Origin of the sequence: Haloferax gibbonsii (assembly GCF_001190965.1) — an archaeon.
Lineage (GTDB): Archaea > Halobacteriota > Halobacteria > Halobacteriales > Haloferacaceae > Haloferax > Haloferax gibbonsii.
In genome coordinates, this window is sequence record NZ_CP011947.1 from 2,604,269 (window position 1) to 2,627,393 (window position 23,125).

Annotated in this window: 19 protein-coding genes; 9 read left to right on the plus strand and 10 right to left on the minus strand. The window is 68.9% G+C overall.

Annotated elements, in window-relative coordinates:
• Positions 1-14: 14 nt before the first annotated feature.
• Positions 15-242, minus strand: coding sequence for a hypothetical protein (locus ABY42_RS13245; RefSeq protein WP_004974750.1), 228 nt, complete (start codon positions 240-242; stop codon positions 15-17).
• Positions 243-576: 334 nt separating this feature from the next.
• On the opposite strand from ABY42_RS13245, the gene ABY42_RS13250 reads away from it, so the two are divergent.
• Together ABY42_RS13250 and ABY42_RS13255 are read left to right on the plus strand one after the other, a co-directional pair.
• Positions 577-1,962 carry an NAD(P)/FAD-dependent oxidoreductase gene (locus ABY42_RS13250; RefSeq protein ID WP_004974749.1) on the plus strand — a complete coding sequence of 462 codons (1,386 nt, stop codon included), beginning with the start codon at positions 577-579 and terminating at the stop codon, positions 1,960-1,962.
• 42 nt (positions 1,963-2,004) lie between these two features.
• Positions 2,005-2,448, plus strand: coding sequence for a hypothetical protein (locus ABY42_RS13255; RefSeq protein ID WP_004974747.1), 444 nt, complete (start codon positions 2,005-2,007; stop codon positions 2,446-2,448).
• 303 nt (positions 2,449-2,751) lie between these two features.
• On the opposite strand, the gene ABY42_RS13260 is transcribed toward ABY42_RS13255, so the two are convergent.
• Complete coding sequence (locus tag ABY42_RS13260) at positions 2,752-4,398, minus strand: lipopolysaccharide biosynthesis protein (protein ID WP_197092907.1); 1,647 nt, start codon at positions 4,396-4,398, stop codon at positions 2,752-2,754.
• A gap of 71 nt (positions 4,399-4,469) precedes the next feature.
• A complete protein-coding gene (locus ABY42_RS13265; protein ID WP_050459725.1) occupies positions 4,470-5,828 on the minus strand; it encodes an NRAMP family divalent metal transporter in 1,359 nt (452 codons plus the stop codon).
• Between the two features lie 124 nt (positions 5,829-5,952).
• On the opposite strand from ABY42_RS13265, the gene ABY42_RS13270 reads away from it, so the two are divergent.
• Positions 5,953-7,839 carry a sensor histidine kinase gene (locus ABY42_RS13270; protein ID WP_050459726.1) on the plus strand — a complete coding sequence of 629 codons (1,887 nt, stop codon included), beginning with the start codon at positions 5,953-5,955 and terminating at the stop codon, positions 7,837-7,839.
• A 133-nt stretch (positions 7,840-7,972) separates the two neighbouring features.
• Here ABY42_RS13270 and ABY42_RS13275 read toward each other — a convergent pair whose 3' ends face one another.
• The 3 genes from ABY42_RS13275 to ABY42_RS13285 form a co-directional block, all read right to left on the minus strand.
• Positions 7,973-9,085: a pyridoxal-phosphate-dependent aminotransferase family protein gene (locus ABY42_RS13275; RefSeq protein WP_050459945.1), complete on the minus strand. Its 1,113-nt coding sequence runs from the start codon at positions 9,083-9,085 to the stop codon at positions 7,973-7,975.
• A 153-nt stretch (positions 9,086-9,238) separates the two neighbouring features.
• Positions 9,239-10,228 carry a VOC family protein gene (locus ABY42_RS13280; protein WP_050459727.1) on the minus strand — a complete coding sequence of 330 codons (990 nt, stop codon included), beginning with the start codon at positions 10,226-10,228 and terminating at the stop codon, positions 9,239-9,241.
• 111 nt (positions 10,229-10,339) lie between these two features.
• The gene (locus ABY42_RS13285; RefSeq protein ID WP_050459728.1) at positions 10,340-11,236 is read right to left on the minus strand and encodes a helix-turn-helix transcriptional regulator; all 897 of its coding nucleotides are present in this window, start codon (positions 11,234-11,236) and stop codon (positions 10,340-10,342) included.
• A gap of 564 nt (positions 11,237-11,800) precedes the next feature.
• Between ABY42_RS13285 and ABY42_RS13290 the strand changes: the two genes are divergently transcribed.
• The 3 genes from ABY42_RS13290 (at position 11,801) to ABY42_RS13300 (ending at position 14,921) form a co-directional block, all read left to right on the plus strand.
• Positions 11,801-13,192: an FAD-binding oxidoreductase gene (locus ABY42_RS13290; RefSeq protein WP_050459729.1), complete on the plus strand. Its 1,392-nt coding sequence runs from the start codon at positions 11,801-11,803 to the stop codon at positions 13,190-13,192.
• Between the two features lie 66 nt (positions 13,193-13,258).
• Positions 13,259-14,143: an aldo/keto reductase gene (locus tag ABY42_RS13295; RefSeq protein ID WP_050459730.1), complete on the plus strand. Its 885-nt coding sequence runs from the start codon at positions 13,259-13,261 to the stop codon at positions 14,141-14,143.
• Between the two features lie 31 nt (positions 14,144-14,174).
• The gene (locus ABY42_RS13300; RefSeq protein WP_050459731.1) at positions 14,175-14,921 is read left to right on the plus strand and encodes a class I SAM-dependent methyltransferase; all 747 of its coding nucleotides are present in this window, start codon (positions 14,175-14,177) and stop codon (positions 14,919-14,921) included.
• 9 nt (positions 14,922-14,930) lie between these two features.
• Here the strand turns inward: ABY42_RS13300 and ABY42_RS13305 are convergent, their stop codons facing one another.
• The 4 genes from ABY42_RS13305 to thiE form a co-directional block, all read right to left on the minus strand.
• On the minus strand, positions 14,931-15,728 hold the full coding sequence (locus ABY42_RS13305; protein WP_050459732.1) for an HpcH/HpaI aldolase family protein: 798 nt from the start codon (positions 15,726-15,728) through the stop codon (positions 14,931-14,933).
• Between the two features lie 75 nt (positions 15,729-15,803).
• A complete protein-coding gene (gene thiD / locus ABY42_RS13310) occupies positions 15,804-16,667 on the minus strand; it encodes a bifunctional hydroxymethylpyrimidine kinase/phosphomethylpyrimidine kinase (RefSeq protein WP_050459733.1) in 864 nt (287 codons plus the stop codon).
• Positions 16,668-17,555 (minus strand): hydroxyethylthiazole kinase, encoded by an 888-nt coding sequence (gene thiM / locus ABY42_RS13315; RefSeq protein WP_197092908.1) that lies wholly within the window; start codon positions 17,553-17,555, stop codon positions 16,668-16,670.
• Complete coding sequence (gene thiE, locus ABY42_RS13320; protein ID WP_197092935.1) at positions 17,552-18,184, minus strand: thiamine phosphate synthase; 633 nt, start codon at positions 18,182-18,184, stop codon at positions 17,552-17,554. The genes thiM and thiE overlap by 4 nt, the downstream gene beginning before the upstream one ends.
• Positions 18,185-18,364: 180 nt before the next feature.
• Here thiE and ABY42_RS13325 point away from each other — a divergent pair, with 180 nt between their 5' ends.
• The 3 genes from ABY42_RS13325 (at position 18,365) to ABY42_RS13335 (ending at position 23,074) form a co-directional block, all read left to right on the plus strand.
• The gene (locus ABY42_RS13325; protein ID WP_004974726.1) at positions 18,365-18,940 is read left to right on the plus strand and encodes a flavodoxin domain-containing protein; all 576 of its coding nucleotides are present in this window, start codon (positions 18,365-18,367) and stop codon (positions 18,938-18,940) included.
• Between the two features lie 30 nt (positions 18,941-18,970).
• Positions 18,971-19,783 (plus strand): hypothetical protein, encoded by an 813-nt coding sequence (locus tag ABY42_RS13330; protein WP_050459735.1) that lies wholly within the window; start codon positions 18,971-18,973, stop codon positions 19,781-19,783.
• Between the two features lie 132 nt (positions 19,784-19,915).
• The gene (locus ABY42_RS13335; protein WP_156224414.1) at positions 19,916-23,074 is read left to right on the plus strand and encodes an FAD-binding and (Fe-S)-binding domain-containing protein; all 3,159 of its coding nucleotides are present in this window, start codon (positions 19,916-19,918) and stop codon (positions 23,072-23,074) included.
• Positions 23,075-23,125: the final 51 nt, after the last annotated feature.

Sequence of the window (23,125 nt, forward strand, 5' to 3'; positions counted from 1 at the left end):
GGCCGGGTGGACGCTCACTCGATGGGCTCGCGCCGTCGCGGGCGACGTTTCGAAATCGTACGGGTGACCGCGACGGCATCGACTGTCGGGTCGACGACGAACCGCGAGCCGTCTTCACCGAGTCTCCACGCAACGGGCGCATACCCCTGTGGGGCGGGGCCGCCGTCGACGAAGACGAGGTCGCCCGTCTCGTCGCGAAACACGACGGGCTCTCTCGGTTCGTCCGGCTCGTCTGCGGTCATTGACTCGGAGCTACCGCGCTCTCCGCTATAAACCCCCGCACCCGGTTATCAAACTCGGTATTCGTCTGAGTTCTGTTGACAGAACCGACATACGTCGGTGAAATTCATCGGGCCCTTAGATTATCTGTAGTAGTATTTTGAAAGAGCGGTGAGCCACGCTACGGAATCTACTGGGGGGGCCGTTCCCGTCGAGAGGGCCGAGCGGCGTCGCGTCGAGCGGCGAACGCGGCGTTGCTGGAGCGCGGTCGGTGCAGCGCGCGGACGCGCGGCTCGAAACCGTCGGACGCCGCGTCGGTTCAGGGGGTTTAATACCCGAGCGAAGTGCTGTAGCGGTATGGAACGCGTAGATGTCGCCATCATCGGCGGCGGTCCGGCCGGCACGTCGGCGGCACACGCCGCGGCCTCGGCCGGGGCCTCCGCCCTGGTCCTCGAGAAGGGCGTCCCCCGAGCAGACCGACCGGGCCTCGGGCCCGACTCGACGGACGCGGCCGGTATCCTCGACTACTGGGTGGACATCATGGGCATCCACCCCGACGAGTTCCCCGACGACGTCGTGCTCGACATCCTCGACCGCGCGGAGTTCATCGGGCCGAACGAGTCGCTGACCCTTCGGAGCACCGGCATCGACTCCTCGTACGACGAGTTCGGCTACACCTTCCACCGGGCGAAGTTCGACGACTGGCTCCGCAGTCGCGCCGAAGACGTCGGCGCGGAGTACCGCGTGAAGGCCTCCGTCCGCGATGTAGAGACCGACCTCGACGCCGCCGGCGACGACCCCCGGCACGTCGTCCGCCTCGCCAACGGCGAGGACGTGGGCGCCGACTTCGTCGTGCTCGCCGACGGCCCCCAGCGGACGGTCACGAACAAGGTGCTCGACGACCTGCTTCCGTTCCCCATCACGGACCGCCTGTCGTCGACCGAGGCGAACCACATCGCCTATCAGGAACACCGCGAGTTCCCGCCGGAACTGTTCGACGAGGTCGACGGCGCGATCAAGTTCTGGTGGGGCTACATGCCCGGCCACACGGCGTATCCGTGGATTTTCCCGAACGACAACAACGTCTGCCGGGTCGGCCTCACGATGCCCATCGGCCTCGACATCGACGAGGTCGAAGACCGCGAGGCGTACAAGCTCCTCCGCGAGGACGACGAGCGAATCCCGCAGGGCCGCGAGTACGTCCGCCGCCTTCTCGAACAGGAGTACGGCGACGAGTACGACATCGACGAGGACTTCCCCCTCGTCGAGGACCGCGGGAAGACGAAGGGGACCGAGACGTACGCCATCTCCTCGACGCGCCCCATCGACTCGCCCGCGGCGGCCGGCATCGCCGTCACCGGCGGGGCGATGGGCGCGACTTCGGCCTTCCACGAGGGCGGCGACCACGTCGCCGTCCGGACGGGAGCCATCGCCGGCGAACTCGCCGCCGAGGGCGACCTGAGCGACTACAACGACCGCTGGAAGGACGCCATCGGCGACGAAATCCTCCGGAACGTCGCCATGGCCGAAATCGTCCACGACTACGGCCCCGGCCAGTGGGACAAGACGTTCAAGGCGGCCCGGAAGCTCCTCGAAAAGGACGAGGGCTACAAGGCGTTCGGCGCCTCGAAGCTCAGCGCGGGGTTCAGCGCCGCCAAACTCGCCACGCAGTACCAGCGGACGAAGGTGAAGTACCGCAAGGGCAAGTACGTCCAACTGCGCGAAGACGAGTACGCGCTGTAGTCGACGGAAGACTTATCAGTTTCTCCGAATTTCTGTCAGTCGATGGCCGGTCGACCCTCTCGCCGTCAGCTACTCCGTCACGGAGCCGCGGCGGTCGGCGTCGGGCTGACCGGCGGCCTCGCCGGCTGCTCGTCGCTTCGTGGGTGTACGTCGGCCGAAATCGTCCTCCGGGCGGAACTGGTCGGGAACGCCCCGGACGGGGCGACCGTCGTCGACGCCGCCGATCCACGGGTCGCGAACAGCCCGTGGGTGCTGAAGGTGGTCGAAGCGGCCGCCGAGGGCCACCCCCGCGAGTCGAGTATCTCCGACTGCCTGAGCGACTACGACGCCCTCCGCGCGGACCTCGACGCGCTCCCGGCGTTCGACCGGTCCGAAGACCGTCTCTACTACGTCCGCGTCGACGGGCAAGTCGTCCGACTTCGGGCAGTCTTCTTCGCCGGCGACGACGCCCGCCGGTCGGAACTCGTTTTACCCCCGGCGCGCTAGGGTCGACTGCGTACCTCAAGTCCCCGTCCGAGTGTTCCCGCTTCGGGAGCGATGACAGCACGGCGAACCCGGGTACGCGACAGCTACTGGCCGGCAGACGCCGGCGTACTTCGGAACGTCCGCGCCCGAAAGACGGACCGCCCGGCACGAGGGTTTCCCGGTCGACGCGGCACGCCGCCTCGGGATGAGACCGGCCGTTAGTGTTCTGGGCGACACCCTGTCTCGGCGAGAGACTTCTTCGACGCTCGTCGGTCGCCGGCCCGACTCGCGAGTGTGGCGAATCCGAACCCCCGCGAGCGACCGCTATCGGTTCCCGAACGTGCCGAGCCCTCGTTCGCCGAGGGCCGCGCGTATCGCCCGGCGGTAGCGGGCGGCCAACGCCGTCACCACGAGTCGGTCGCGGTCGTTGACGCCGAGCGCGACGAGTGCGACCACGTAGGTCGCCGCGCCCAGCGTCGCGCCGGTGGCGACGACGACCGCACCGGACCCGCCCAACGCCTCGCGGACGAAGAACATGACGCCGGCCGCCGCGACGCCTGCGCCGAGCGGCTTGAGAAACGTCGCGTCGAAGGGCCACAGCCCCTCGAAGCGGCGAAGGAGGACGACCTGAATCGAGTTCTGGACGGCGATGGCGACGGCCGTGCCGAGCGCCGCGCCCGACAAGCCGAACGCCCGGACGAACGCGAACGTGAGGAGCGTGTTCAGCACGGCTAAGAGCCAGTCGAGCGCCATCCGGGCGTACTGGTGGTCGGTCATCATGAGCAGCCACCCCGTCGCGCCGACGGCGCTCCCGACTAAGACGCCGCCGAGATAGACCACGAGGGGGACGTAGCCCGCCGTGAAGTTCGGGCCGAACACGGAGAGAATCGACCGCCCGTACACCGTGAGCACGACCAGTATCGGAACGACGCAGGTGACGATGAGCCGCGTCACAGCCGTGTACACCGCGTTGAGCGTCTCCATCTCGTCGTCGGCGTAGAGCGCCGACGCGACCGGCGGCAGGAGCATGTTGAACGAGAGGAGCGGAATCCACGCCAGCGTCACCAACACGAGCACGACGTTGTAGACGCCCGCCGCCTTCGCGGTCAGGAGGAACCCCACGAGCATCACGTCGACGCGGTTCTGGAACACCTTCCCGAGGCTGCTCAGCGCGATGGGCGCGGAGTGGTTGTAGAACCGCCGGGCCTCGGAGCGAACGCCGCGAAGACCGGGTCGGATACCGCTCGCCGAGACGGCCATCGGAAAGCCCACCAAGACGAGCACGGCCATGCCGACGACGAACGCGCCGGCGACGCCGACGAGCGAGTACCCGAGCGCCATCGCGCCGACGGCCCCCACGAGCCTGACCGCCGGGCGGAGGACGCGGTTGAAAAGCGCCTCGCCGCGGGCCGACTGCACGGCCCTGAGGATTCCCGCGTGGACCTGCACCAAGCCGACGAGGATAACCAGCGCCGCGAACAGGTGTATCGTCGGCGGGAAGTCGGGGTGCGAGACGGTCGCGGCGTTGAGCCGCCCGCTCGCGAGGACCAACCCGCCGGCGAATCCGAGACCGACGACGAGCGTCGTCAGATACGCCAGCCCCACCACTCGTCCCTGCCGCGCGGGGTCGTCGTCGTGCGCGGAGAGGTACCGCTGGAGCGTCGGGACCGACCCGAAGTTCACGAGACGGAACAGGAGCTGGGAGACTCGCCACGCGAACGCGTAGACGCCGTAGACGACCGGGCCGAACCCCTGTGCGAGCGCGTACTCGGTCGCCGTCGTCAGCGCCCGCTGGAGCGACTGTCCGCCGGAGGCGACGACCGCGCCGTGGCCGATGGTCAAGAGCGCCTCGCGTTCGTCGTCGGGGACGTCGCTATCGGGGACATCGTCGTCAGAGATGTCGCTGTCAGGGACATCGTCGTCGGGGACGACGCCGTCGAGGGTATCGTCCGCGGCTGTTTCGGAGGGCACTGTCGCGTCCCTGTCGCTTGTCGGGGTCGAAAATAAGTCGCCTGATTCCCCCGCGAGTGAGCGCCTGCCGGTCAGGCCGCGGTCGGTCGCCCGACGGTCTCGCGGACGAACTTGCCGAGCAGTCCGAGCGTCGCGGCACCCATCGCCGCGGCGAAGGCGACGACGAACACCGAAAGCGGGTCACCGAGGTCGGACAGCGCCCGCGAGCGGACGAAGTTCGCGGCGAGGACGGTCGTGATGGCCAGCAGCACGACGCCGCCGAGGTTCGCGAGCGTCGAGTTCGGCTCCGCGACCGCGTCGCTGTTGAGCAGGACGAGCACGACGGCGATGGCGAAGGGCGTGCCGACGAGCCCGAACGCCAGCACCAACACGAGAAGCGGGAAGAACGCGCCGCCGAGGAACGCGCCGACGCCGGAGAACAGCGCCACGCCCGCGAGGAGCGCGCGGTACCGACCGTCGGAGAGGTCCGTCCCCCAGCCCAGTTTGTCGGCGACGAGGTACGGCGGGACGACGGTGTTGCCGCCGAGCGTGGAGACGGCCGCCCCCAAGAGGCCGAGGAGGAACAGCCACTTGGCGTTCGCGCCCGCCAGCGGGCCGAGCGCCTGCGCGGCCGCCACCGCCGAGAGGTCGCTCGCGGCCACCTCGGGGGTGTGGAGGACGCCCGCCGCGACGACGAAGATGGCGAGGCTGTAGATGCCGAAGGCGACGAGCATCGACGCGCCCACGTCGAACGTCGCCAGCCCGTAGTCGCGGGTCGTCCAGCCGCGGGCGCGCATCGTGTACGAGTGCATCGTGATGAGCGTGATGTGGACCGCGCCACCGAGGATGCCGGCGGCGACGAGCGCGCCGTCGACCCCGGCCGGGATGCGTGGCACGAGCCCGGCGGCCGCGGCCGCCGGGTCGACGGGGACGAAAAACAGCGACGCGAGGAACGCGACGACGACGGCCGCGACGAGCCCCTTGGCGAGAAGTTCGACGAAGCGGTAGCCCCGCCCGGCGAGTCCGGCGGCGAGGACGACCGCCCACGCGACGCCCCAGACCCGGGCGTCGACGCCGGTTATCGTCGCGCTCACGTCCGCGAGGCCCTTCATGATGACCAGTTGGGCCAGCCCCGCGGCCAGCACCCCGTCGGCGACGAGCACCCACGCCCAGCCGTCGCCCAGTTCGCGTTCGACCACGGCGATGATACCGTCCTCCGTGAGCAGGCCGAGTCGCATCGACAGGTACTGCGCCGACGCGCCGAGGACCGCCGAGAGCACCACGACCCACAGCATCGCGTAGCCGAACGTCGCGCCGGCCGTGAGCACGGTCGCCATCGTCGCCGGCCCCGCCGCGACCGCGCCCGCGACCCACGACGGCCCCATCTCCGAGAGATATCCCCGCCAGTCACCGCTCATCACCGCCGATACGTCGAGTTTGGGTTCGTTCATGCCGTCGTGGTCTCGGCGGTCGTCACAAAAGTGTTGCTACTGGGTGTTACAACCGAGTGGTCGCCTCGAAACGACGCGCAGCGCCACACGACCTTTTACCCGATGGTCGAGAGTGACCTAGGTGATGAGCGATGGTGACGGCTCGGTATCGCTTCTCGTCGTCGCCGACCCGGACGTCGCCACGGCGGTCACCGAGGGCGTTCGGGGACGAGAGACGCGGTTCGAAGTCGAGACGGTTCGGACCGCGGCCGCGGCGGGAGAGCGACTGCGAGACGCCGGCTCGGGCGTCGGCTTCGACTGCGTCGTCTCGTCGGTCGGCGGGGAGGGGACAGACGCGCTCGAGTTCCTCGCGGCGGTTCGCAGCCGAGAGCCGAAGCTCCCGTTTCTCGTCGTCGCCGACGAGACGTGCGAGTTGACCGCGACGGAGGCGTTCGACGCGGGCGTCACCGATTACGTCCGTGTTCGGGGGACGGATGACTACGAGGAGTTGGCCGTCCGGGTCGAGCGGGCGGTCGCGGCGACCGACCGGCGGCCGGTCGACTCCTCGCTCGTCTACGAGCGCGTCTTCGAACAGATGCTGGAGGGCGCGTGCCTGTACGACCGCGAGGGGCGATTCCTCCTCGCGAGCGCCTATCTGGCCGACTTCTACGGGATGACGCCCGCCGAACTCGAAGGCGAGCGGAGCCTCCTCGTTGAGGCGGTCCGCGAGAAACGTCCGGGCGACCCGTATCAGCGGCTCTTGGACGAGGAGGTCGACTCGCTCGAAGGCGAGACCGAACTCGTCACGCCGGACGGCGAGTCGCGGACGCTGAGCTACCGCTTCGCGCCGTTTCAGGCGGCTGGCGAAATCGTCGGCGTCATCGCCGTATCGAGGGACATCACCGACCGACGGGAGCGAGAGCGGAAACTGAAGCGCGCCCGCGAGGAGTACCAAGAGCTCATCGACAGGATGAACGACACGGTCTGGGTCATCGACATCGATAGCCACATCCTCGCGGTGAACGAGACCGCGGTGGAGCTGCTCGGCTACTCGCGGGACGAACTCCTCTCGATGACGGTCCACGACATCGACGCCGGCCTCAGCGACGACGAGGCATCGGCGCTCATCTCCCAGATGCCGTCGGACGGCACGCAGGTGTTCGAGACGGTCCACCGGGCGAAAGACGGCCGGGAGATACCCGTCGAAATCAGTTCGAGCCTCGTGAGCTATCACGGGGAGACGGCGGTTTTGAGCGTCGCCCGCGACATCACGAAGCGGAAGCGGTACGAGGCGGAGCTCCGCGAGCAGAACCGCCTTCTCGAAACGCAGCGCGACGAGCTCGCGGTGCTGAATCAGGTCGTCCGCCACGACGTTCGCAACGACCTCCAACTGGTGACCGCCTACGCGGAACTGCTCGGGGAGCGCGTCGACGACGACGAGGCGATGGAGTACGTCGACATCGTCCGGAAGCGCGCCAACCACGCGGTCGAACTGACGAAGACGGCGCGGGACATGGCCGAGATGATGCGCAGTCGGGGCGTCGAAAACGAACCGGTCTCGCTCCGGCCCGTCCTCGAAGCCGAACTCGCGTCGCTCCGAGAGATGGCTCCGGAGGCGAGCGTGACGGTCGAAACCGAGGTGCCGGCGGTCGCGGTGCTGGCCGACGACATGCTCGGGTCCGTCTTCCGGAACCTCCTCACGAACGCCGTCCAGCACACCGACCGGGACGAGCCGACTATCGAGGTCTCCGTCTCGGAGTCCGAAGGGGGCGACCGGGTTGTCGTCCGCGTCGCCGACGACGGCCGGGGGATACCCGACGAGCGAAAAGAGACCGTCTTCGCGAAGGACGAAAAGGGACTGGACAGCCGGGGGACCGGCCTCGGACTGTACCTCGTGCGGTCGCTGGTCGAGAAGTACGGCGGCGACGTGTGGGTCGAGGACAACGACCCGCGAGGGGCCGTCTTCGCGGTCGAACTCCGGGTGGCCGACGCCGGTCAGGCCGACTCCGACCGGTCGTCGCCGCGGTCGTAGCCCGTCATCTGACTCCCTCGCGTTCGGTGAAGACGACTTTTTGATTCGACCCCGGCACCCCGAACCGCTCGGCGACGACGAGGGTGAGGTCGAACTGCGGGTGCGGCACCTGCGTCGGGGTCCGCTACGAACCCTACAGGCCGGCCACGTCTTCGATGGCGTCGGTCAGCGCCTTGATCGACTCCACGTCGTGTTCGCCCATGTGGCCGATGCGGAACGTCTTCTCGCCGAGCGCGGAGCCGTAGCCGTTCGAGAAGGCCATGTCGTACTTCTCGGAGACCTCCTCGATGGTGGCGGCGACGTCGATTCCCTGCGTGTTCTCGATGCAGGCGACGGTCTGGGACTCGTAGCCCTCCTCGGGGAACATGTCGAAGTGCTCGTAGGCCCAGTCGCGGGTGTACTCGGCCATCTCGCGGTGGCGCTGGTCGCGGCCATCGTGGCCCTCTTCGAGCATGTACTTCATCTGCTTGCGGTACGCGAGCATGATGGGAATCGCGGGGGTGGAGTGGGTCTGGCCCTTGCGGTCGTAGTAGTCGAGGGCGCGCTGGAAGCCGCCGTACCACGACGCGGAGTCCTTCGACAGCTCGCGCTCGTAGGCCGCGTCGCTGACGGTGCAGATGGCCAGTCCCGGCGGCATGGCGAACGCCTTCTGCGACGAGGCGAAGATGACGTCGATGTTGTGCTCGTCGATGTCGACGTAGTCGCCGCCGAGGGCGGACACCGCGTCGACGACGAAGTAGGTGTCGGGGTACTCGGCGACCACGTCGCCGATCTCCTCGATGGGGTTGCGGACGCCGGTCGAACTCTCGTTCATCACGGTGGCGACCACGTCGTAGTGCTTGTCGCTGGACTCCAGCGCCTCGCGGATGTCCTCGGGCTTGATGGCCTGCCCCCACTCGTACTCGATTCGGTCGACGTTCTTGCCGAGGCGCTCCGCGACGTTCGCGTGGCGCTCGCTGAAGCTTCCGCAGGTCGGCACGAGGATGTTCTCGTCGACGAGGTTGAGCGTCGACGACTCCCAGATTTCGGTGCCCGACCCCGTGAGAATCATCAGGTCGTTGTCCGTGCCGAGGAACTCCTTCGTGTCCTCGACGATGGTCGTATAGAGGTCGGTCATGCGGTCCATCCGGTGACCGAACATCGGCTGGCACATCTCCTCGATGACGTCCTCGCGCACCTCGGTCGGACCGGGGATGTACAGCGTCTTGTCCTGATAGTCGTCCGTGTATTCGCGTTTTTCCGTCACGTCATCCACCTAAGTACGGACCACTGCGTCGCGGGCGATGATGGTACTTGTGATTGCGACACTCGTCGCGGTGGCTCACGGGGTGCTAACACGGGGCAAAACGGGCGGCGTCGACGGGTGGAAAACGGCTCCGGGGCGAGGTCGTTCCGAGGCTCAGTCGTCGGCCTCGGCGGACTCGGCCCGCGGGACCGTCACGTCGGTCAGCCCGGCCTCTATCTGCTCGCGCCGGCCTTCGAACTCACCGGGGAGGACGAGGCGGCCGCCGAGGTCGTCGAGGGGTTCGTCGGCGGTGTAGCCCGGCCCGCTCGTGGCGAGTTCGAACAGCACGCCGCCGAACTCGCGGAAGTAGACCGACCGGAACCAGTGGCGGTTGATCTGTGCGGTCGGGCGCAGGCCCTTCGACTGGACGGCCTTGCGCATCGCCTCTTGGTCCTCGTCGCTCGGCGTCTGGAAGGCGACGTGGTGGACCGTGCCGTGGCCCTGTCGGCTGCTCTCGATGGTCGGCAGCACGTCCACGTACTTCCCGACGCTCCCGGTCGCGGCGAACCGCGTCCGCTCGTCGCCGGGGGTGTCGCCCTGCGCTTCTTCGGTCCCGACGCGCTCGAAGCCCATCGTTTCGAGCAGGTCTTCGGTGGGCTGGGGGTCGCCCAGCCAGAGCGTCACGGAGTGGAAGCCGCGAATCGCGGCCTCCTCGGGGACGAACTCGGTCCACGGGACCGTCGGGTCGTCGTCGGGAATCTCGACTTCGACCAGTTCGACCGGGAGGCCGTCGGGGTCGCTGAAGGGGAGGACCGTCTCGCCGAACCGCTCGACTCGGTCGTCGTAGTCGACGCCGTACTCGTCGAATCGGTCCTCCCAGTAGTCGAGACTGCCCTCGGGCACGCGGAACGCGGTCCGCGAGACCTGTCCGGTGCCGACCTTCCCCCGCGAGAGGTTCTCCCACGGGAAGAACGTCATGCTCGTGCCGGGGGTCCCCTCCGCGTCCGTGAAGAAGAAGTGGTACGTGCTGGGGTCGTCCTGGTTGATGGAGCGCTTGGCGAGGCGGAGCCCGAGCGTCTCGACCCAGAAGTCGAGGTTCTGCTGCGGGTCGCCCGCGATGCAGGTGACGTGGTGAATGCCGGGTGTGGGCGTGGGTTCTGCCATGGGCGGTCCTACGGGCCGCAAGGACTTGAGTATCCGCTGACGCGAGTGTTACCGGGTCGCGGCGGCGTCATCGCGCCGACCGCGAGCCGCCAGCCCGGACGAAGCGCCCGGTCACGACTCCGCATCGAGCGACTCGGAATCCGCCCTGACCGACGCGTAGACGCGCTCGGCCCACTGTCGCGCGATTGGCGCGTCGGTGTCGACGAAGACCTCCATGAGTCCGGTCGTCCCGTCGTAGCCGCCGATGCCGACCCGGTCGTCGTAGATGGCGAGTCCGTAGGGGAAGTCGCCGCGGGTTCGAAGCCGCAGGTGGCCGCGTTCGACGGCGTTCTGGGCTCGTTCCGGGTACGTCTCGAACAGCCGCGCCACTATTTCGGGGCGGTAGATAATCTCCGTCTCCGTCTCGTCGAAGATGTGCCGATGGAACTCGCCGAGGACGAGCGGCGCCATGTGCGTCGTGTTGAACCCGCGGAACGTCTCCGACCCGCGGACGAGTTCGACGAACCGCTCGACCGGCCGATACGGGTCTTCGGGTGCCGCGACGGTCACCGTCGCGTCCGCGAACGGCTCGACGACGAACTCGTCGTGGTCGTCGCAGATGGCGTCGAGGAGCGGCGTCAACCGCCGGGCGGTTCGGACGTTCGCCTCGAATCGGAGGACCTCCTCGGCGACGACTTCTCCGAGGCCGGTCAACCGGAATCGGTGGTCGATTCGCTCGCCCAGCCCCCGTTCGTCCAGCCAGCGCGTGAAGCGGTGGCTGGTCGCCTTCGAGACGTCGAGGCGCTCTTCGATACCTCGCCTGTCGAGCGGTTCGTCGAGGAGCGCTTCCAGTAGCGGACCGTGCCGGACGATGTCCACGAGGTCGTCCGTCTCGACGCGCTCGCCCGCGGTCGACAATCGCTGGCCGAGATACCGGCGATTCCGCGCGTTTTCGAGAACCGCGTCCAGAACCGACGCCTCCTGCGGCGAACCGTTGCCACCGCCGGAACCGCCGTCAGAACTGTGCATGTGAATCACTAGCTTATTGGTCGGCGCGAGTAGTAACTCCATCCCTCGGCGCTCGGTAGTCATCGGCGCGCTCCTTCGACACCTATCTCCCCGTCGGTTGGGTTCCACCGACTCGGCACATCGTCTCGGTTGAAGGACTTTGCAGTCCTCGTCGCCTGATAGGGACCGCGTGACACAGACAGAGGGCGTGTCTATCAGACTTGAATCGCATTCTTCGCCGGACTACGTCGATGGGCAAATACAGCTAAACAGACCCCAAGAAGAACAGCAAGAACCCCCGGAATGAGATACACGATATTCGGAGCGCATTCTCCACCTCCGGAACACATCTGACGCTGGAATGCGTACCAGACCGAGATACAGCCGAGAAAGAGACTGAGACCACCGAATCCCTGAAGAATGCGAGACCAATTCATACTGTACAACCACTCTGGGATTGGAAAATAGCTTCCGTAGAGACCAAGAGCAGTTTGACCCGACCGTCTCACGGGGTGAAACCCGACTCACGCCGGAACACACCGCTCAGGAGTTGAGGCTAACGGTCGTGCGAACAAATAGCACAGTATGGCTAACGACCAGCAACGCGACCCCTTCGACGCGGACCTTCGCGGGCCCGTCCTCCGACCGGAGGACGCCGAGTACGACGAGGCTCGCGCGGTGTGGAACGGGATGATAGACAGGCGACCGTCGCTCATCGTCCGCTGTGCGGGCGTCGCCGACGTGGTTCGGTCGGTGAACTACGCGCGCGAGAACGACCGCGTCGTCGCGGTCCGCGGCGGCGGCCACAACGTCGCGGGGACAGCCGTCTGCGACGACGGCATCGTCATCGACCTCTCGGAGATGACGAGCGTTCGGGTCGACCCCGACGCGCGAACCGCGTGGGTCGAAGGGGGCGCGCGGTGGGCCGACGTCGACCACGAGACGCAACTGTTCGGGCTGGCCGCGCCGGGCGGCGTCGTCTCCGACACCGGCGTCGCGGGGCTCACGCTCGGCGGCGGCCTCGGACACCTCCGCCGGAAGCACGGCCTCAGTTGCGACAACCTCCGGTCGGTGGAACTCGTCACCGCCGCCGGCGAGGTGGTGACCGCGAGCCGAGACGAGAACGCCGACCTCTTTTGGGGACTCCGCGGCGGCGGCGGCAACTTCGGCGTCGTCACCGGCTTCGAGTTCGAACTCCACCCCGTCAGCCCGGACGTGGCGATGTGTCTGGTGTTCTATCCCGCGGCGGACATCCCGGACCGGCTTCGGGACTTCCGCGAGTACGCGCGGTCCGCCCCCGACGAGGTGAGCGCGCTCACCTTCTCGGGCGTGCTTCCCGACGAGGAACTGTTCGGCGACGCGGCGTCGGTTCCCAAACTCGGTATCCTCGGCTGCTACGCCGGGCCGCCCGAGGAGGGGACCGCGGCGCTCGCACCCCTGCGCGAGTTCGCCGACCCAATCGCCGACTTCAGCGGCGTGATGCCCTACGTCGAACTCCAGCGCCTCCTCGACGAGGATTACCCCGACGGCATGCGCTACTACTGGAAGTCGCTCTACCTCGACGGCCTCTCCGACGACGTTCTCGAACGGCTCGACCACTGGACGGCCGCCGCGCCGTCGCCGCTTTCGACCGTCGATATCTGGCACCTCGGCGGCGCGATAGCCGACGTCGGCGCGGACGAGAGCTCCTTCGCCGGTCGGCGCGCGCCGTATCTCCTCGGCGTGGAGGGCAACTGGGAGGACCCCGACGCCGACGAGGAGAACGTCGCGTGGGTCCGCGACTGCATCGACGATATGCGGCGGTTCTCCGACGGCACCGTCTACCTGAACTTCCCCGGGTTCCTCGAAGGCGGAGACGAGACGATACAGACCACGTTCGGTCCCGCCTACGAGCGCCTCGTCGACCTGAAAGACGAGTACGACCCGGCGAACCTGTTCCGGCTGAATCAGAACGTCGCGCCGTCGGCCTCCCCGTGAGCCGCGTCACGGAAAACGGCCCGGGGGAGACGCACGTTTTTGTCCGTCGACGGTGACGTTCGATGTATGCAAACCCGCGCACTCGGCGACACCGGCCACGAGAGTAGTATCGCGACGTTCGGCGCTATCGCGCTCAACTGGCTCGAACAGGAGGGCGCGAACCAGATGGTCGAACACGTCCTCTCGAAGGGCGTCAACCACTTCGACGTGGCTCCGACCTACGGCGACGCGGAACTCAAACTGGGCCCGAAGCTCCGCCAGCACCGCGAGGACATCTTCCTCGGCTGCAAGACCCAAGAGCGGGGCTACGAGGGCGCAAAGCGGAAGCTCGACCGCTCGTTCGACCGCCTCGGCGTCGACTACATCGACCTCTATCAGGTCCACGGCCTCGAATACGAGTCCGAACTGGACGAAATCACGGCGGACGACGGCGCGCTCGCGGCCTTCCGCAAGGCGAAAGACGAGGGGAAAATCGGCCACATCGGCCTGACGAGTCACGGGAACCCGGGGCTCATCCGCGACGCCATCGACCGCATCGACGACCTCGAAACGCTGATGTTCCCGCTGAACCCCGTCGTCGTCGGCAAGGGCGACGACGAACACGACTACGCGGGCGTCTTCGAGGCGGCCGAGGAGGCCGGAATCGGCACCCTCGGAATCAAGGCGTTCGCCCGCGGGCCGTGGCCCGACACCGACGAACTGCCCGAGGCCGACCGACCGTTCCCCAACTGGTACGAGCCGGTCGACACCCCGGGCGAAATCGCGGAGCGGTTCGACTTCGCGGCCGCCCAGGGCCTCACGAGCGTCGTCACGCCGGGCGACCCGAAGCTCGTGGCGATGGTCCTCGACGCCGCGACGCGGTACAACGGCATGGACGAGACGGCACAGCGGTCTCTCATCGAGCGCCTCCGGCACGACGAGAGCCCGGTTCCGGAGCAACTGCACCACTAGCGAGCGAACGGCTCTACCCTCGATTCCCGCGATGGACGTTCCCACGACCGTCACGGCCGCCCTCGACGACCGTCCGGTCCGGGGCGCGGTCTGTCTGGAGGCCGGCGCGGGGACCGGCAACACCACCGCCGGACTCCTCGACGCGGGCGCGGAGCGCGTCTACGCCGTCACGAACGACCCGGAGCACGCGGAACTCGTCCGCGACCGCGTGGCCCCGTCGCCGACGGACCGAGCGAGAACCGCGGTGCTGGAGGCCGACGTTCGGAGCCTCCCCTTCGCCGACGACGCGGTCGATATCGTCACCGCCCACGGGCTGTTCAACCTCGTCGGTCCCGAGTCGCTCGCCGCCGTCGCGAGCGAGCTAACGCGGGTCGCCGCGCCCGGCTGTCACCTCGTCGTCGACGACTACGAACCGCTCCCCGACGACGCCGCGGTTCGGGAGCTGTTCGCGCTCGAAAACGCGGCGAGCCAGTTGGCCCGCGGGCGGCCCGCGCTGACGTTCTACCCGGCCGACGCGCTCAGGGCGCTGTTCTCGGGGCACGGCTGGCGCTTCGACCGCGAACTGACCCTGCTGGACCCGGTTCCGTGGTCCGCGAGCCACGTCGAGGCGCACGCGTCGGTGGCGACGTCGCTGGCGGCTGAAGTCCCCGGCGAGATGGGGAAGTGGCTCGCCGCCGAAGCCGACCGCGTCGCCGCCGCGGTCGAATCGGAGTCCGCGGGCGAGATGTACAGCGTGGCGATGCGGCTGTCCGACTCGGGGTCGGACGCGACAGAGTAGGCGCGGGCGCTACGCTTCGCGGTCGAACGTCGCGGCGTCGAACCAGCCGTCGACGACGCCCTTGAGCGCGCCGGTGGTGCTGCCGAGGTTGATGAGCTGATAGCCGTTTTCCGCCTTCTCGTTCACGTCGTCCATGCCGAAGCCGAGCCCGCCGACGGGGACGCCGGCCTCGACCGCGGCCGAGCGGACTCGCTCGACGGCCTCCTGCACGTCCGGGTGGTCTATCTCGCCGGGGTGGCCGAGCGCCACCGAGAGGTCGAACGGGCCGATGAAGACGAAGCCCAGTTCGGGCACGTCGAGAATTGCGTCGAGGTCCGAAAGCGACTCGGCGGTCTCGATGGTCACGCCGACGAGGGTCTCGCGGTCCTCGCTCGCGACGTAGTCGTCGGCGAGCCCCCACCGGCGGGCGCGCGGCGACGCGAGGCCGCGGTCGCCGGGGCCGTCGCCGTAGGTGAATCGGGCCGACCGAACCGCCTCGCGGACCTCCGCGGCCGACTCCACGCGCGGGAGGAAGACGTTCCTGACGCCGAGGTCGAGGGCTTTCCGGACGAACTCCGGGTCCGTCGTCGGGAGTCGGACTAACGGCTCGATGCCGGTTCGTTCCGCCGCGCGGAGGAGGTTCTCCATCGCGCCCGAGTCGAGCGAACTCGGTCCGCCGTGTTCGAGGTCGATCCACACGAAGTCGACGCCGAGTTCGCCGTAGAACTCCACGAGCGTCGGGCTGTAGGTGTTGTCGAGGACGCCGAGCGCGACGCCGCCACTCTCGATTCGGGCGCGGAGCGCGTTCGCGGCTGCTTTCTCTGCCATGTCCGTGATACGACACGTGTCTGCAAAAAGGCGCGTGCCGCGAGCGCCTCGGACGAGTGCCGGCGCGCCCGGCGGTCAGTCGTCGCCGTCGGGCGCGTCCGCGTCCGCGTCGGGGGTCCAGCCGTCGCCGACGCCGACGAGGTGGTTCACGCTCCCCGCGCCCTCGCCCACGTCGGCCGGTTCGGCGAGGGTCGCGCGCGTGAACTCGATGCCGTTGCGGACGGCGTCGGAGAGGTCGTCGCCGCGGGCGAGTCGGGCGGCGACGGCGCTCGAAAGCGTACAGCCAGACCCGTGAGTCGCCGTCGCGTCGATGCGCGGATTGACGAACGTCGTCGTCTCCGTCGGCGTGACGAGCGTGTCAACCACGGTGTCGTCGTCGGTGGCGACGTGGCCGCCCTTCAGGAGCACGGCGTCGACACCCCGGTCGAAGAACCAGTCGGCTGCCTCGGAGACGGCTGCCGGCGAGTCGGGGAACACGCCCGTCAGCGCCTCGGCCTCGTCGGCGTTCGGGGTCGCGAGCGTCGCCCGCGCGAACAGGGCGTCGTAGGCGTCGACGGCGTCCTCGTCCAGCAGTCGGTCGCCGGAGGTGGCGACCATCACGGGGTCGAGGACGACCGGGCCGTCGTAGTCGGCGAGGCAGTCGGCGACCGTCTCGACGGCCTCGGCGGTCGCCAGCATCCCGAGTTTGACGGCGGCGACGTCGAAGTCGTCGGCGACGGCCTCGTACTGGGCGCGAATCGACTCGGCCGGGAGGACGTGCGAGCCCTCGACGCCGCGGGTGTTCTGGGCCGTCGCGGCCACGATGACCGACCCGCCGTAGACGCCGAGCCGAGTCATCGTCTTCAGGTCCGCTTGGATGCCCGCGCCGCCGCCGGAGTCGCTGGAGGCGACGGTGAGGACGTACGGCGGCGTCCGCGGGTCGGGGGCGGTCCCCGGCATCTATCGGACCTCGATGCGGTCGATTCGGTCGGCGATGTCTGGCGTCGAGGCGTCCGCGAGTCCGGCGACCGCGTCGAGGAAGGCGATTTTGTAGCTCGCCGGGCCGCGGTAGTCGCCGAACGCGCCCTCTGCGGCGAGTTCGCCCGCGAGCCCGTAGGCCGCGGTCCCGGCGAGCGCCGCCGAAAGCGGGTCGTCGATGGCGGCCCCGAACACGGCGAGCGTCACGCCGAGCATACAGCCGGTGCCGACGACAGCGCCCATCATCGAGTGGCCGGCGGCGACCTCGAAGGCGGCCTCCTCGGTGGCGACGATGTCGGTCTCGCCGGAGGCGACGACGACCGCGCCGGTCTTCCGGGCGCACTCGACGGCCGCGGCGGCGATTTCGGCGTACTCGCCGACCGACTCGACCCCGCGGACCTCGGCGTCGTCGCCGACGAGCGCGGAGATTTCCCCGTAGTTGCCGTTGAGCACGTCCACGTCGAGGTCGGTGACGAGTTGGTCCGCGACCCGGTCGCGCGTCGGGGTCGCACCGACGCCGACGGGGTCGACGACGAGGGGGACGCCGGCCTCGTTCGCGGCGCGACCGGCAGTCAGCATCGTCTCCTCGCCGGACTCGCTCACGGTCCCCATGTTGAGCAGACAGCCGTCGGCGATGCCGACCATGTCGCCGACTTCGCGCTCGTCGTCGGACATGACCGGCAGGCCGCCCCAGTAGAGCGTGATGTTCGCCACGTCGTTGACCGTCACGTCGTTCGTGACCGAGTTGATGAGCGGCTGTTCGCCCGCGACGGCGGCGAGTGCCTCGTCCAGCGCCACGTCAGGCACGCCGCCCGGACCGTCCGAACCGCCCTGTCCACCCGCGCCGTCAGCGTCGTCTCGTCCGCTCATCGGCGGTCCCTCCCGGCGGCGACCGAGTCGGCGAGGTGGCGGGTCGCGTCGGCGGGGTCGTCAGCGGCGGTGATGGCCGAGACGACCGCGACGCCGTCGGCCCCGGCGGCGACCACGTCGGCGGCGTTGTCGGGCGTGACGCCGCCGATGCCGACGAACGGAATCGAGACGGCGTCCGCGATGGCCGACACCCGCTCGGTGCCGATTTCGGACTGCTCGGGGTCCGTGTTCTTCGTGTCCGTGGCGAACACCGCGCCGACGCCGAGGTAGTCCGCGCCGGCCTCCTCGGCGGCTCTCGCGCCCGCGACGGTCGAGACCGACCGGCCGACGATGGCGTCGTCGCCGAGCTGTTCGCGCGCGACCGAGACGGGCACGTCGTCGTCGCCGAGGTGGACCCCGTCGGCGTCGATGGCGGCCGCGATGTCGACCCGGTCGTTGACGACGAGGGTGACGCCCGCGTCGGCCGTCACGGCGCGAACCTCGCGGCCGACCTCGTAGCGGTCGCGGGCGCTCGCGTGCTTCTCGCGGAGTTGAACGACGTCGACGCCGCCGTCGACCGCGGCCTGCACCACGTCCGGCGTCGACCGGCCGCCGGAGCGGTCCGACTGCGTGACCAGATAGGTTCCCATCGAGATATTCATGAGTTGTATTCTGGGGTGATGTAGCGACGGGCAAAATAGTTCCTCCTCGCGGGTCGGAGTCGACTCGGCCGGCTTCGCGTCGAATCGGGACGCGGTCGGTTCTCGGGGGGTGAGAGGCTGTGTGTGGGGTTATGCTGTGAGCGAACCAACAGGTACGCGGTGAGCTGTATGGGGACGATACTCGTCGCGTACGGGAGCAAAGAGGGACAGACCGAGAAGATAGCCGGGCGCATCGCCGAGGCGCTGGCGGCGCACGGGCACGACGCGAGGACCGCCTCGGTCGCCGATTCGGACGTTGGCGAGGCGCTCGCCGACGCCGACGCGGTGCTCGTCGGGTCGTCGATTCATCTTGGCGCGCACTCGAAGCCGGTCTACGAGTTCGTCCGCGAGCACCGCGACGACATCGAGGCGCGGCCCAACGGCTTCTTCCAGGTGTCGCTGTCGTCGGCGCTCGACGACGAGGACGCCCGCGCCGAGGTCGCGACGTACCTCGACGAGTTCGTCGAAGAGAGCGGCTGGCATCCGGAGCGGATGGCCGCGTTCGGCGGGGCGCTTCGGTACTCGGAGTACGGCTTTCTCACCCGGATGATGATGAAGCGCATCGCCAAGGACGCGACCGGCGACACGGACGCCTCCCGCGACTACGAGTACACCGACTGGGACGAAGTCGAGTCGTTCGCCGCCGACTTCGCCGAGTTCGTGGAGTCGACCGCGGGCACCGCCGCGGGAGGTGCGGCGGTCTGAGCGGGCGGACTAGCCCGCTCGGTGATTTCGATGAACGTTCGCACACTCGGCATCGTCGTCGTCGCCGCGCTCGTCGTGGTCGCGGTCGCGGCCGGCGGCCTCTGGGCGTTCGGCCGGCTCTCGTTTCTCGACTCCTACGGGAGCCAGTACGACTACAGCGTCCGCGTCTCGGCCGACGAACCGATTTCGAACGTGACGGTCCTCGTGCCGTTACCCGTCAGCGACGGCTCCTCGGCGGTCGGCGACGCCGTCGAGTCCCGCGAGTACCTGCTTCCGACGGGCTGGGCGTACGACGTGGTCGAAACGGAGTACGGCCCGATGCTCCGCCTCCGGGCCGACGAGATTCCCGCCGACCCGACCTACTACCGGGCGGTCGTCGAGAACGACCGACTGGTCCGCTGGGAGCCGATTCCCGCGAGCGAGTACAGTCAGAACGACTCCGACACGCTCCGCGTCGAACACGACGCGATAGACCTGTTCGCCGACGTGCGGGTGAACCAGTCCATCGACACGCTCGCGCCCGAGGGGACGGAACCCCTGTTCGAACCGCGAGAGAACGCCCGGCTCGTCCCGTGTGACTGGCCGAGCAACAGCGACGACACCCGGTGTTACGACTACGAGTCGGTGCTGTTCGTGCGGTACGACGGCCCCGAGACGACGAACGTCTCGGTGAGCGTCGAACTCCGCGGCGCGAACTCGTGGTGGGTCGGCGGTTGGAACTACAACGAGTACGTCGACCACGTCGCCGCCTACGACCTCCCGGCGGACCGCCAGGGCTGGGTTGTCGCCGACGGCGAACTGCGGACCGGCGTCGGGAACTACCCCCGGAACCCGCCGCAGTAGACGGGTTCTCACCCAACTCGGCACACTCGGCCCGCGCGCGACGAAGCCGGTCCGCCGCGAACGACTACCGCTTCTGGCAAACATGGCGAGTCACACACAGGTTTTTGCTATCCTGCACGATTATACGTGATAATGTCTGGCGACGGCCCTTCGCGGGCGACCCGAATCGCGGCGGAGACGGACGGCGAGGAACGAGGCGACTTCCGGCGGTTTCAGGAGTCGCGCGACTACGACGTGGTCGACGTAGCCGAGCACGCCGACCTCGCCGCCGACCTTCGGAAAGTCGTCTCCGGCGAGGTGCGCTTCGACGAGTACGCGCAGGTGCTGTACGCGACCGACGGCTCGATTTACCGGGCGCGCCCGGCGGGCGTGGTCGTCCCCCGCGACGAGGACGACGTGCGCGCCGCGGTGCGGACGGCGGCCGAGCACGACGTTCCCGTCCTCCCGCGCGGGGCGGGGTCGTCGCTGGCGGGACAGACCGTCGGCCCCGGTTGCGTCGTCATCGACTGCTCGAAGTACATGGACGAAATCGTCTGCGTGGACCCCGACGCGCGGCGGGCGCGGGTCCAACCCGGCGTGGTGCAGGACGACCTCGACGACCGCCTCGCCGACCACGGACTGAAGTTCGCGCCGGACCCCGCCTCCTCGAACCGGGCGACCGTCGGCGGCGGCATCGGCAACAACTCCACGGGCGCGCACTCGGTCCGCTACGGCATCACCGACGCCTACACCGAAGAGCTGCGGGTCGTCCTCGCCGACGGGTCGGTCGTCCACACCCGCGACGTGGTCGTCGGGAGCGACGAGTGGGACCGCATCGTCGGGAAGGACGACCGCGAGGCCCACCTCTACCGGACCGTCCTCGGCCTCGTCGAGGAACACGAAGACGAAATCGAGCGGCGGTATCCGAGCCTCAAGCGGTCGGTGTCGGGCTACAACCTCCACAAGGTCGTCTCCGAGAGCGACGGCGGCGAGACGGTTATCAACCTCTCCAAACTGTTCGTCGGCGCGGAGGGCACCCTCGGCGTCGTCGTCGAGGCCACCGTGTCTCTCGTGACGGTTCCCGAGGAGACGGCGCTCGTCCTCTACGCCTACGACGACCTCGTGGCGGCGATGGCGGCGGTCCCCGACGCGCTCGACTTCGACGCCAGCGCGGTCGAACTCATGGACGACGAGGTGCTGCGGATGGCCGCCGAGTCCAGCGAGTACGCCCAGTACGTCGAGGAAATTCCCGACGGGACGGCCGCGACCCTGATGCTGGAGTTCGACGCCGAACTGCACGACGACTTCGAGGCGGTGGTTCGCGAGGCGAACGAGCACTTCCTGCGAGACGGCGACGCCGGTGGCGACGCCGACGCCGACGGCGGCGCGTTCGACGCCATCGAGGCCTACACGCCCGCGGCGCAGGCGGACCTCTGGAAGCTCCGCAAGGCGGCGATTCCGCTCCTCATGTCGCTGCCGGGCGACCCGAAGCCCTACCCGTTCATCGAGGACGCGAGCGTCCCCCCCGAGGAGTTGGCGGAGTACGTCCAGTCGTTCGAGGCGGTGCTGGAAGAACACGGCACCTCGGCCGCGTACTTCGCCCACGCCGGCGCGGGGACGCTCCACATCCGTCCCATTTTGAACCTGAAGGACGGCGCGGGCATCGAGACGATGCGCGCCATCACCGACGACGTGACCGACCTCGTGTTGGACCATCGCGGGGCGTTCTCGGGCGAGCACGGCGACGGGATGGCCCGAACCGAGTGGAATCCCAAGATGTACGGCCCCGAACTCTGGGGCGCGTTCAAGGAGCTGAAAACGGCGTTCGACCCCGACTGGCGCATGAACCCCGGGAACGTCGTCTATCGCGACGGTCCCTCCGACCCGGGGCCGGACGGCGACCGCGGCGTCGGCGCGGACATGCGCGAGAACCTCCGGTACGGCGCGGCCTACCAGTCCATCGAGCCCGCGACGACGCTGGACTTCTCGGACGAGAGCGGCTTTTCGCACCTCGTCGAACTCTGCAACGGCTGCGGCACCTGTCGGCAGACCGGGTCGGAGACGATGTGTCCGACCTACCGCGCCTCGAAGGACGAGGCCGAGACGACCCGCGGGCGGGCCAACATGCTCCGCGCGGCCATCAGCGGCGACCTCCCGGAGGACGAGATTCACTCAGACCGGTTCCAAGAGGAGGTCCTCGGGCTCTGCGTCGGCTGTAAGGGCTGTCAGAACGACTGCCCGACCGGCGTCGATTTGGCGAAGCTCAAAGCCGAGGTGAAACACGCCTACCACGCCGAGGCGGGCGCGTCGCTCCGCGAGCGCCTGTTCGCCAACATCGACCGGCTGGCGGGCGTCGGAAGCGCCCTCGCGCCCGTCTCGAACTGGGCGGCCGAGCTCCCGGGCGCGCGGGCCGCGATGGAGCGACTCGCAGGCATCGCCCCGGACCGGTCGCTCCCGTCGTTCACCCGCGACACGCTCGAATCGTGGATGGACGCGCGACGACCCCGCGTGCCGGCGTCCGAAGCCGACCACCGCGTCCTCCTGTTTCCCGACACCTACGCGAACTACGTCACGCCCGAAATCGGCAAGGCGGCGGTGCGGGTGCTGGAGGCCGCCGGCGTCCACGTCCGCCTCGCGGAGGGCGTCGAGCCGAGCGGTCGCGCCGCCTACTCCGGCGGCTTCCTCGACCTCGCGCGACGGCGCGCGGGACACAACGTCGAGACGCTCCGCCCGTCGGTCGAAGACGGCTGGTCGGTCGTCTTCGTCGAGCCCTCGGACGCGGTGATGTTCCAAGACGAGTACGCCGACCTCCTGCCGGACGACGCGGTCGCGCCGGTCGCCGCGGCCGCCTACGGCGTCATGGAGTTCCTCGACACCCACCGACTGGACGAGACTCTCCCGATTCGCGGACGCTCGGCCGACGGTGACGGCGCGGCCGGGCCCGTCACCTCCGCGGTCGCCGACGGCGGCGCGCTCGGCTCACTCGGCTCGCTCACCTACCACGGCCACTGCAACCAGAAGGCGCTGAACAAGGACCACCACGCGGTGGGCGTCCTCCGGCGGGTCGGCTACGAGGTCGACCCGCTCGATTCGAGCTGTTGCGGCATGGCTGGGAGCTTCGGCTACGAGGCCGAACACTACGACCTCTCGAAGGCCATGGGAGACATCCTGTTCGAACAGGTCGACGAGAGCCGGGGCGACGAAGTGGTCGCTCCCGGCGCGTCGTGTCGGACGCAACTGGAAGACAGGGACGACGCGGCGCGGCGACCGCCGCACCCGATAGAGAAGGTCGCGCAGGCGCTGTCGGGCTGAGCGGGCTACTCGAAGCACTCGGCTGGCCTCCAACGGGTCGGGGTCGCCCGC

Bases quoted from the DNA above. Each gene is read 5' to 3' on its own strand.
- thiD (WP_050459733.1), bottom strand. From the start codon at position 16,667: ATGCCGGGGACCGCCCCCGACCCGCGGACGCCGCCGTACGTCCTCACC.
- ABY42_RS13290 (WP_050459729.1), top strand. From the start codon at position 11,801: ATGGCTAACGACCAGCAACGCGACCCCTTCGACGCGGACCTTCGCGGG.
- ABY42_RS13325 (WP_004974726.1), top strand. From the start codon at position 18,365: ATGGGGACGATACTCGTCGCGTACGGGAGCAAAGAGGGACAGACCGAG.
- ABY42_RS13270 (WP_050459726.1), top strand. From the start codon at position 5,953: ATGAGCGATGGTGACGGCTCGGTATCGCTTCTCGTCGTCGCCGACCCG.
- ABY42_RS13305 (WP_050459732.1), bottom strand. From the start codon at position 15,728: ATGGCAGAGAAAGCAGCCGCGAACGCGCTCCGCGCCCGAATCGAGAGT.
- ABY42_RS13330 (WP_050459735.1), top strand. From the start codon at position 18,971: ATGAACGTTCGCACACTCGGCATCGTCGTCGTCGCCGCGCTCGTCGTG.
- ABY42_RS13285 (WP_050459728.1), bottom strand. From the start codon at position 11,236: ATGCACAGTTCTGACGGCGGTTCCGGCGGTGGCAACGGTTCGCCGCAG.
- ABY42_RS13245 (WP_004974750.1), bottom strand. From the start codon at position 242: ATGACCGCAGACGAGCCGGACGAACCGAGAGAGCCCGTCGTGTTTCGC.
- thiM (WP_197092908.1), bottom strand. From the start codon at position 17,555: ATGAGCGGACGAGACGACGCTGACGGCGCGGGTGGACAGGGCGGTTCG.
- ABY42_RS13295 (WP_050459730.1), top strand. From the start codon at position 13,259: ATGCAAACCCGCGCACTCGGCGACACCGGCCACGAGAGTAGTATCGCG.
- ABY42_RS13250 (WP_004974749.1), top strand. From the start codon at position 577: ATGGAACGCGTAGATGTCGCCATCATCGGCGGCGGTCCGGCCGGCACG.
- ABY42_RS13255 (WP_004974747.1), top strand. From the start codon at position 2,005: ATGGCCGGTCGACCCTCTCGCCGTCAGCTACTCCGTCACGGAGCCGCG.
- ABY42_RS13335 (WP_156224414.1), top strand. From the start codon at position 19,916: ATGTCTGGCGACGGCCCTTCGCGGGCGACCCGAATCGCGGCGGAGACG.
- ABY42_RS13280 (WP_050459727.1), bottom strand. From the start codon at position 10,228: ATGGCAGAACCCACGCCCACACCCGGCATTCACCACGTCACCTGCATC.
- ABY42_RS13300 (WP_050459731.1), top strand. From the start codon at position 14,175: ATGGACGTTCCCACGACCGTCACGGCCGCCCTCGACGACCGTCCGGTC.
- thiE (WP_197092935.1), bottom strand. From the start codon at position 18,184: ATGGGAACCTATCTGGTCACGCAGTCGGACCGCTCCGGCGGCCGGTCG.
- ABY42_RS13265 (WP_050459725.1), bottom strand. From the start codon at position 5,828: ATGAACGAACCCAAACTCGACGTATCGGCGGTGATGAGCGGTGACTGG.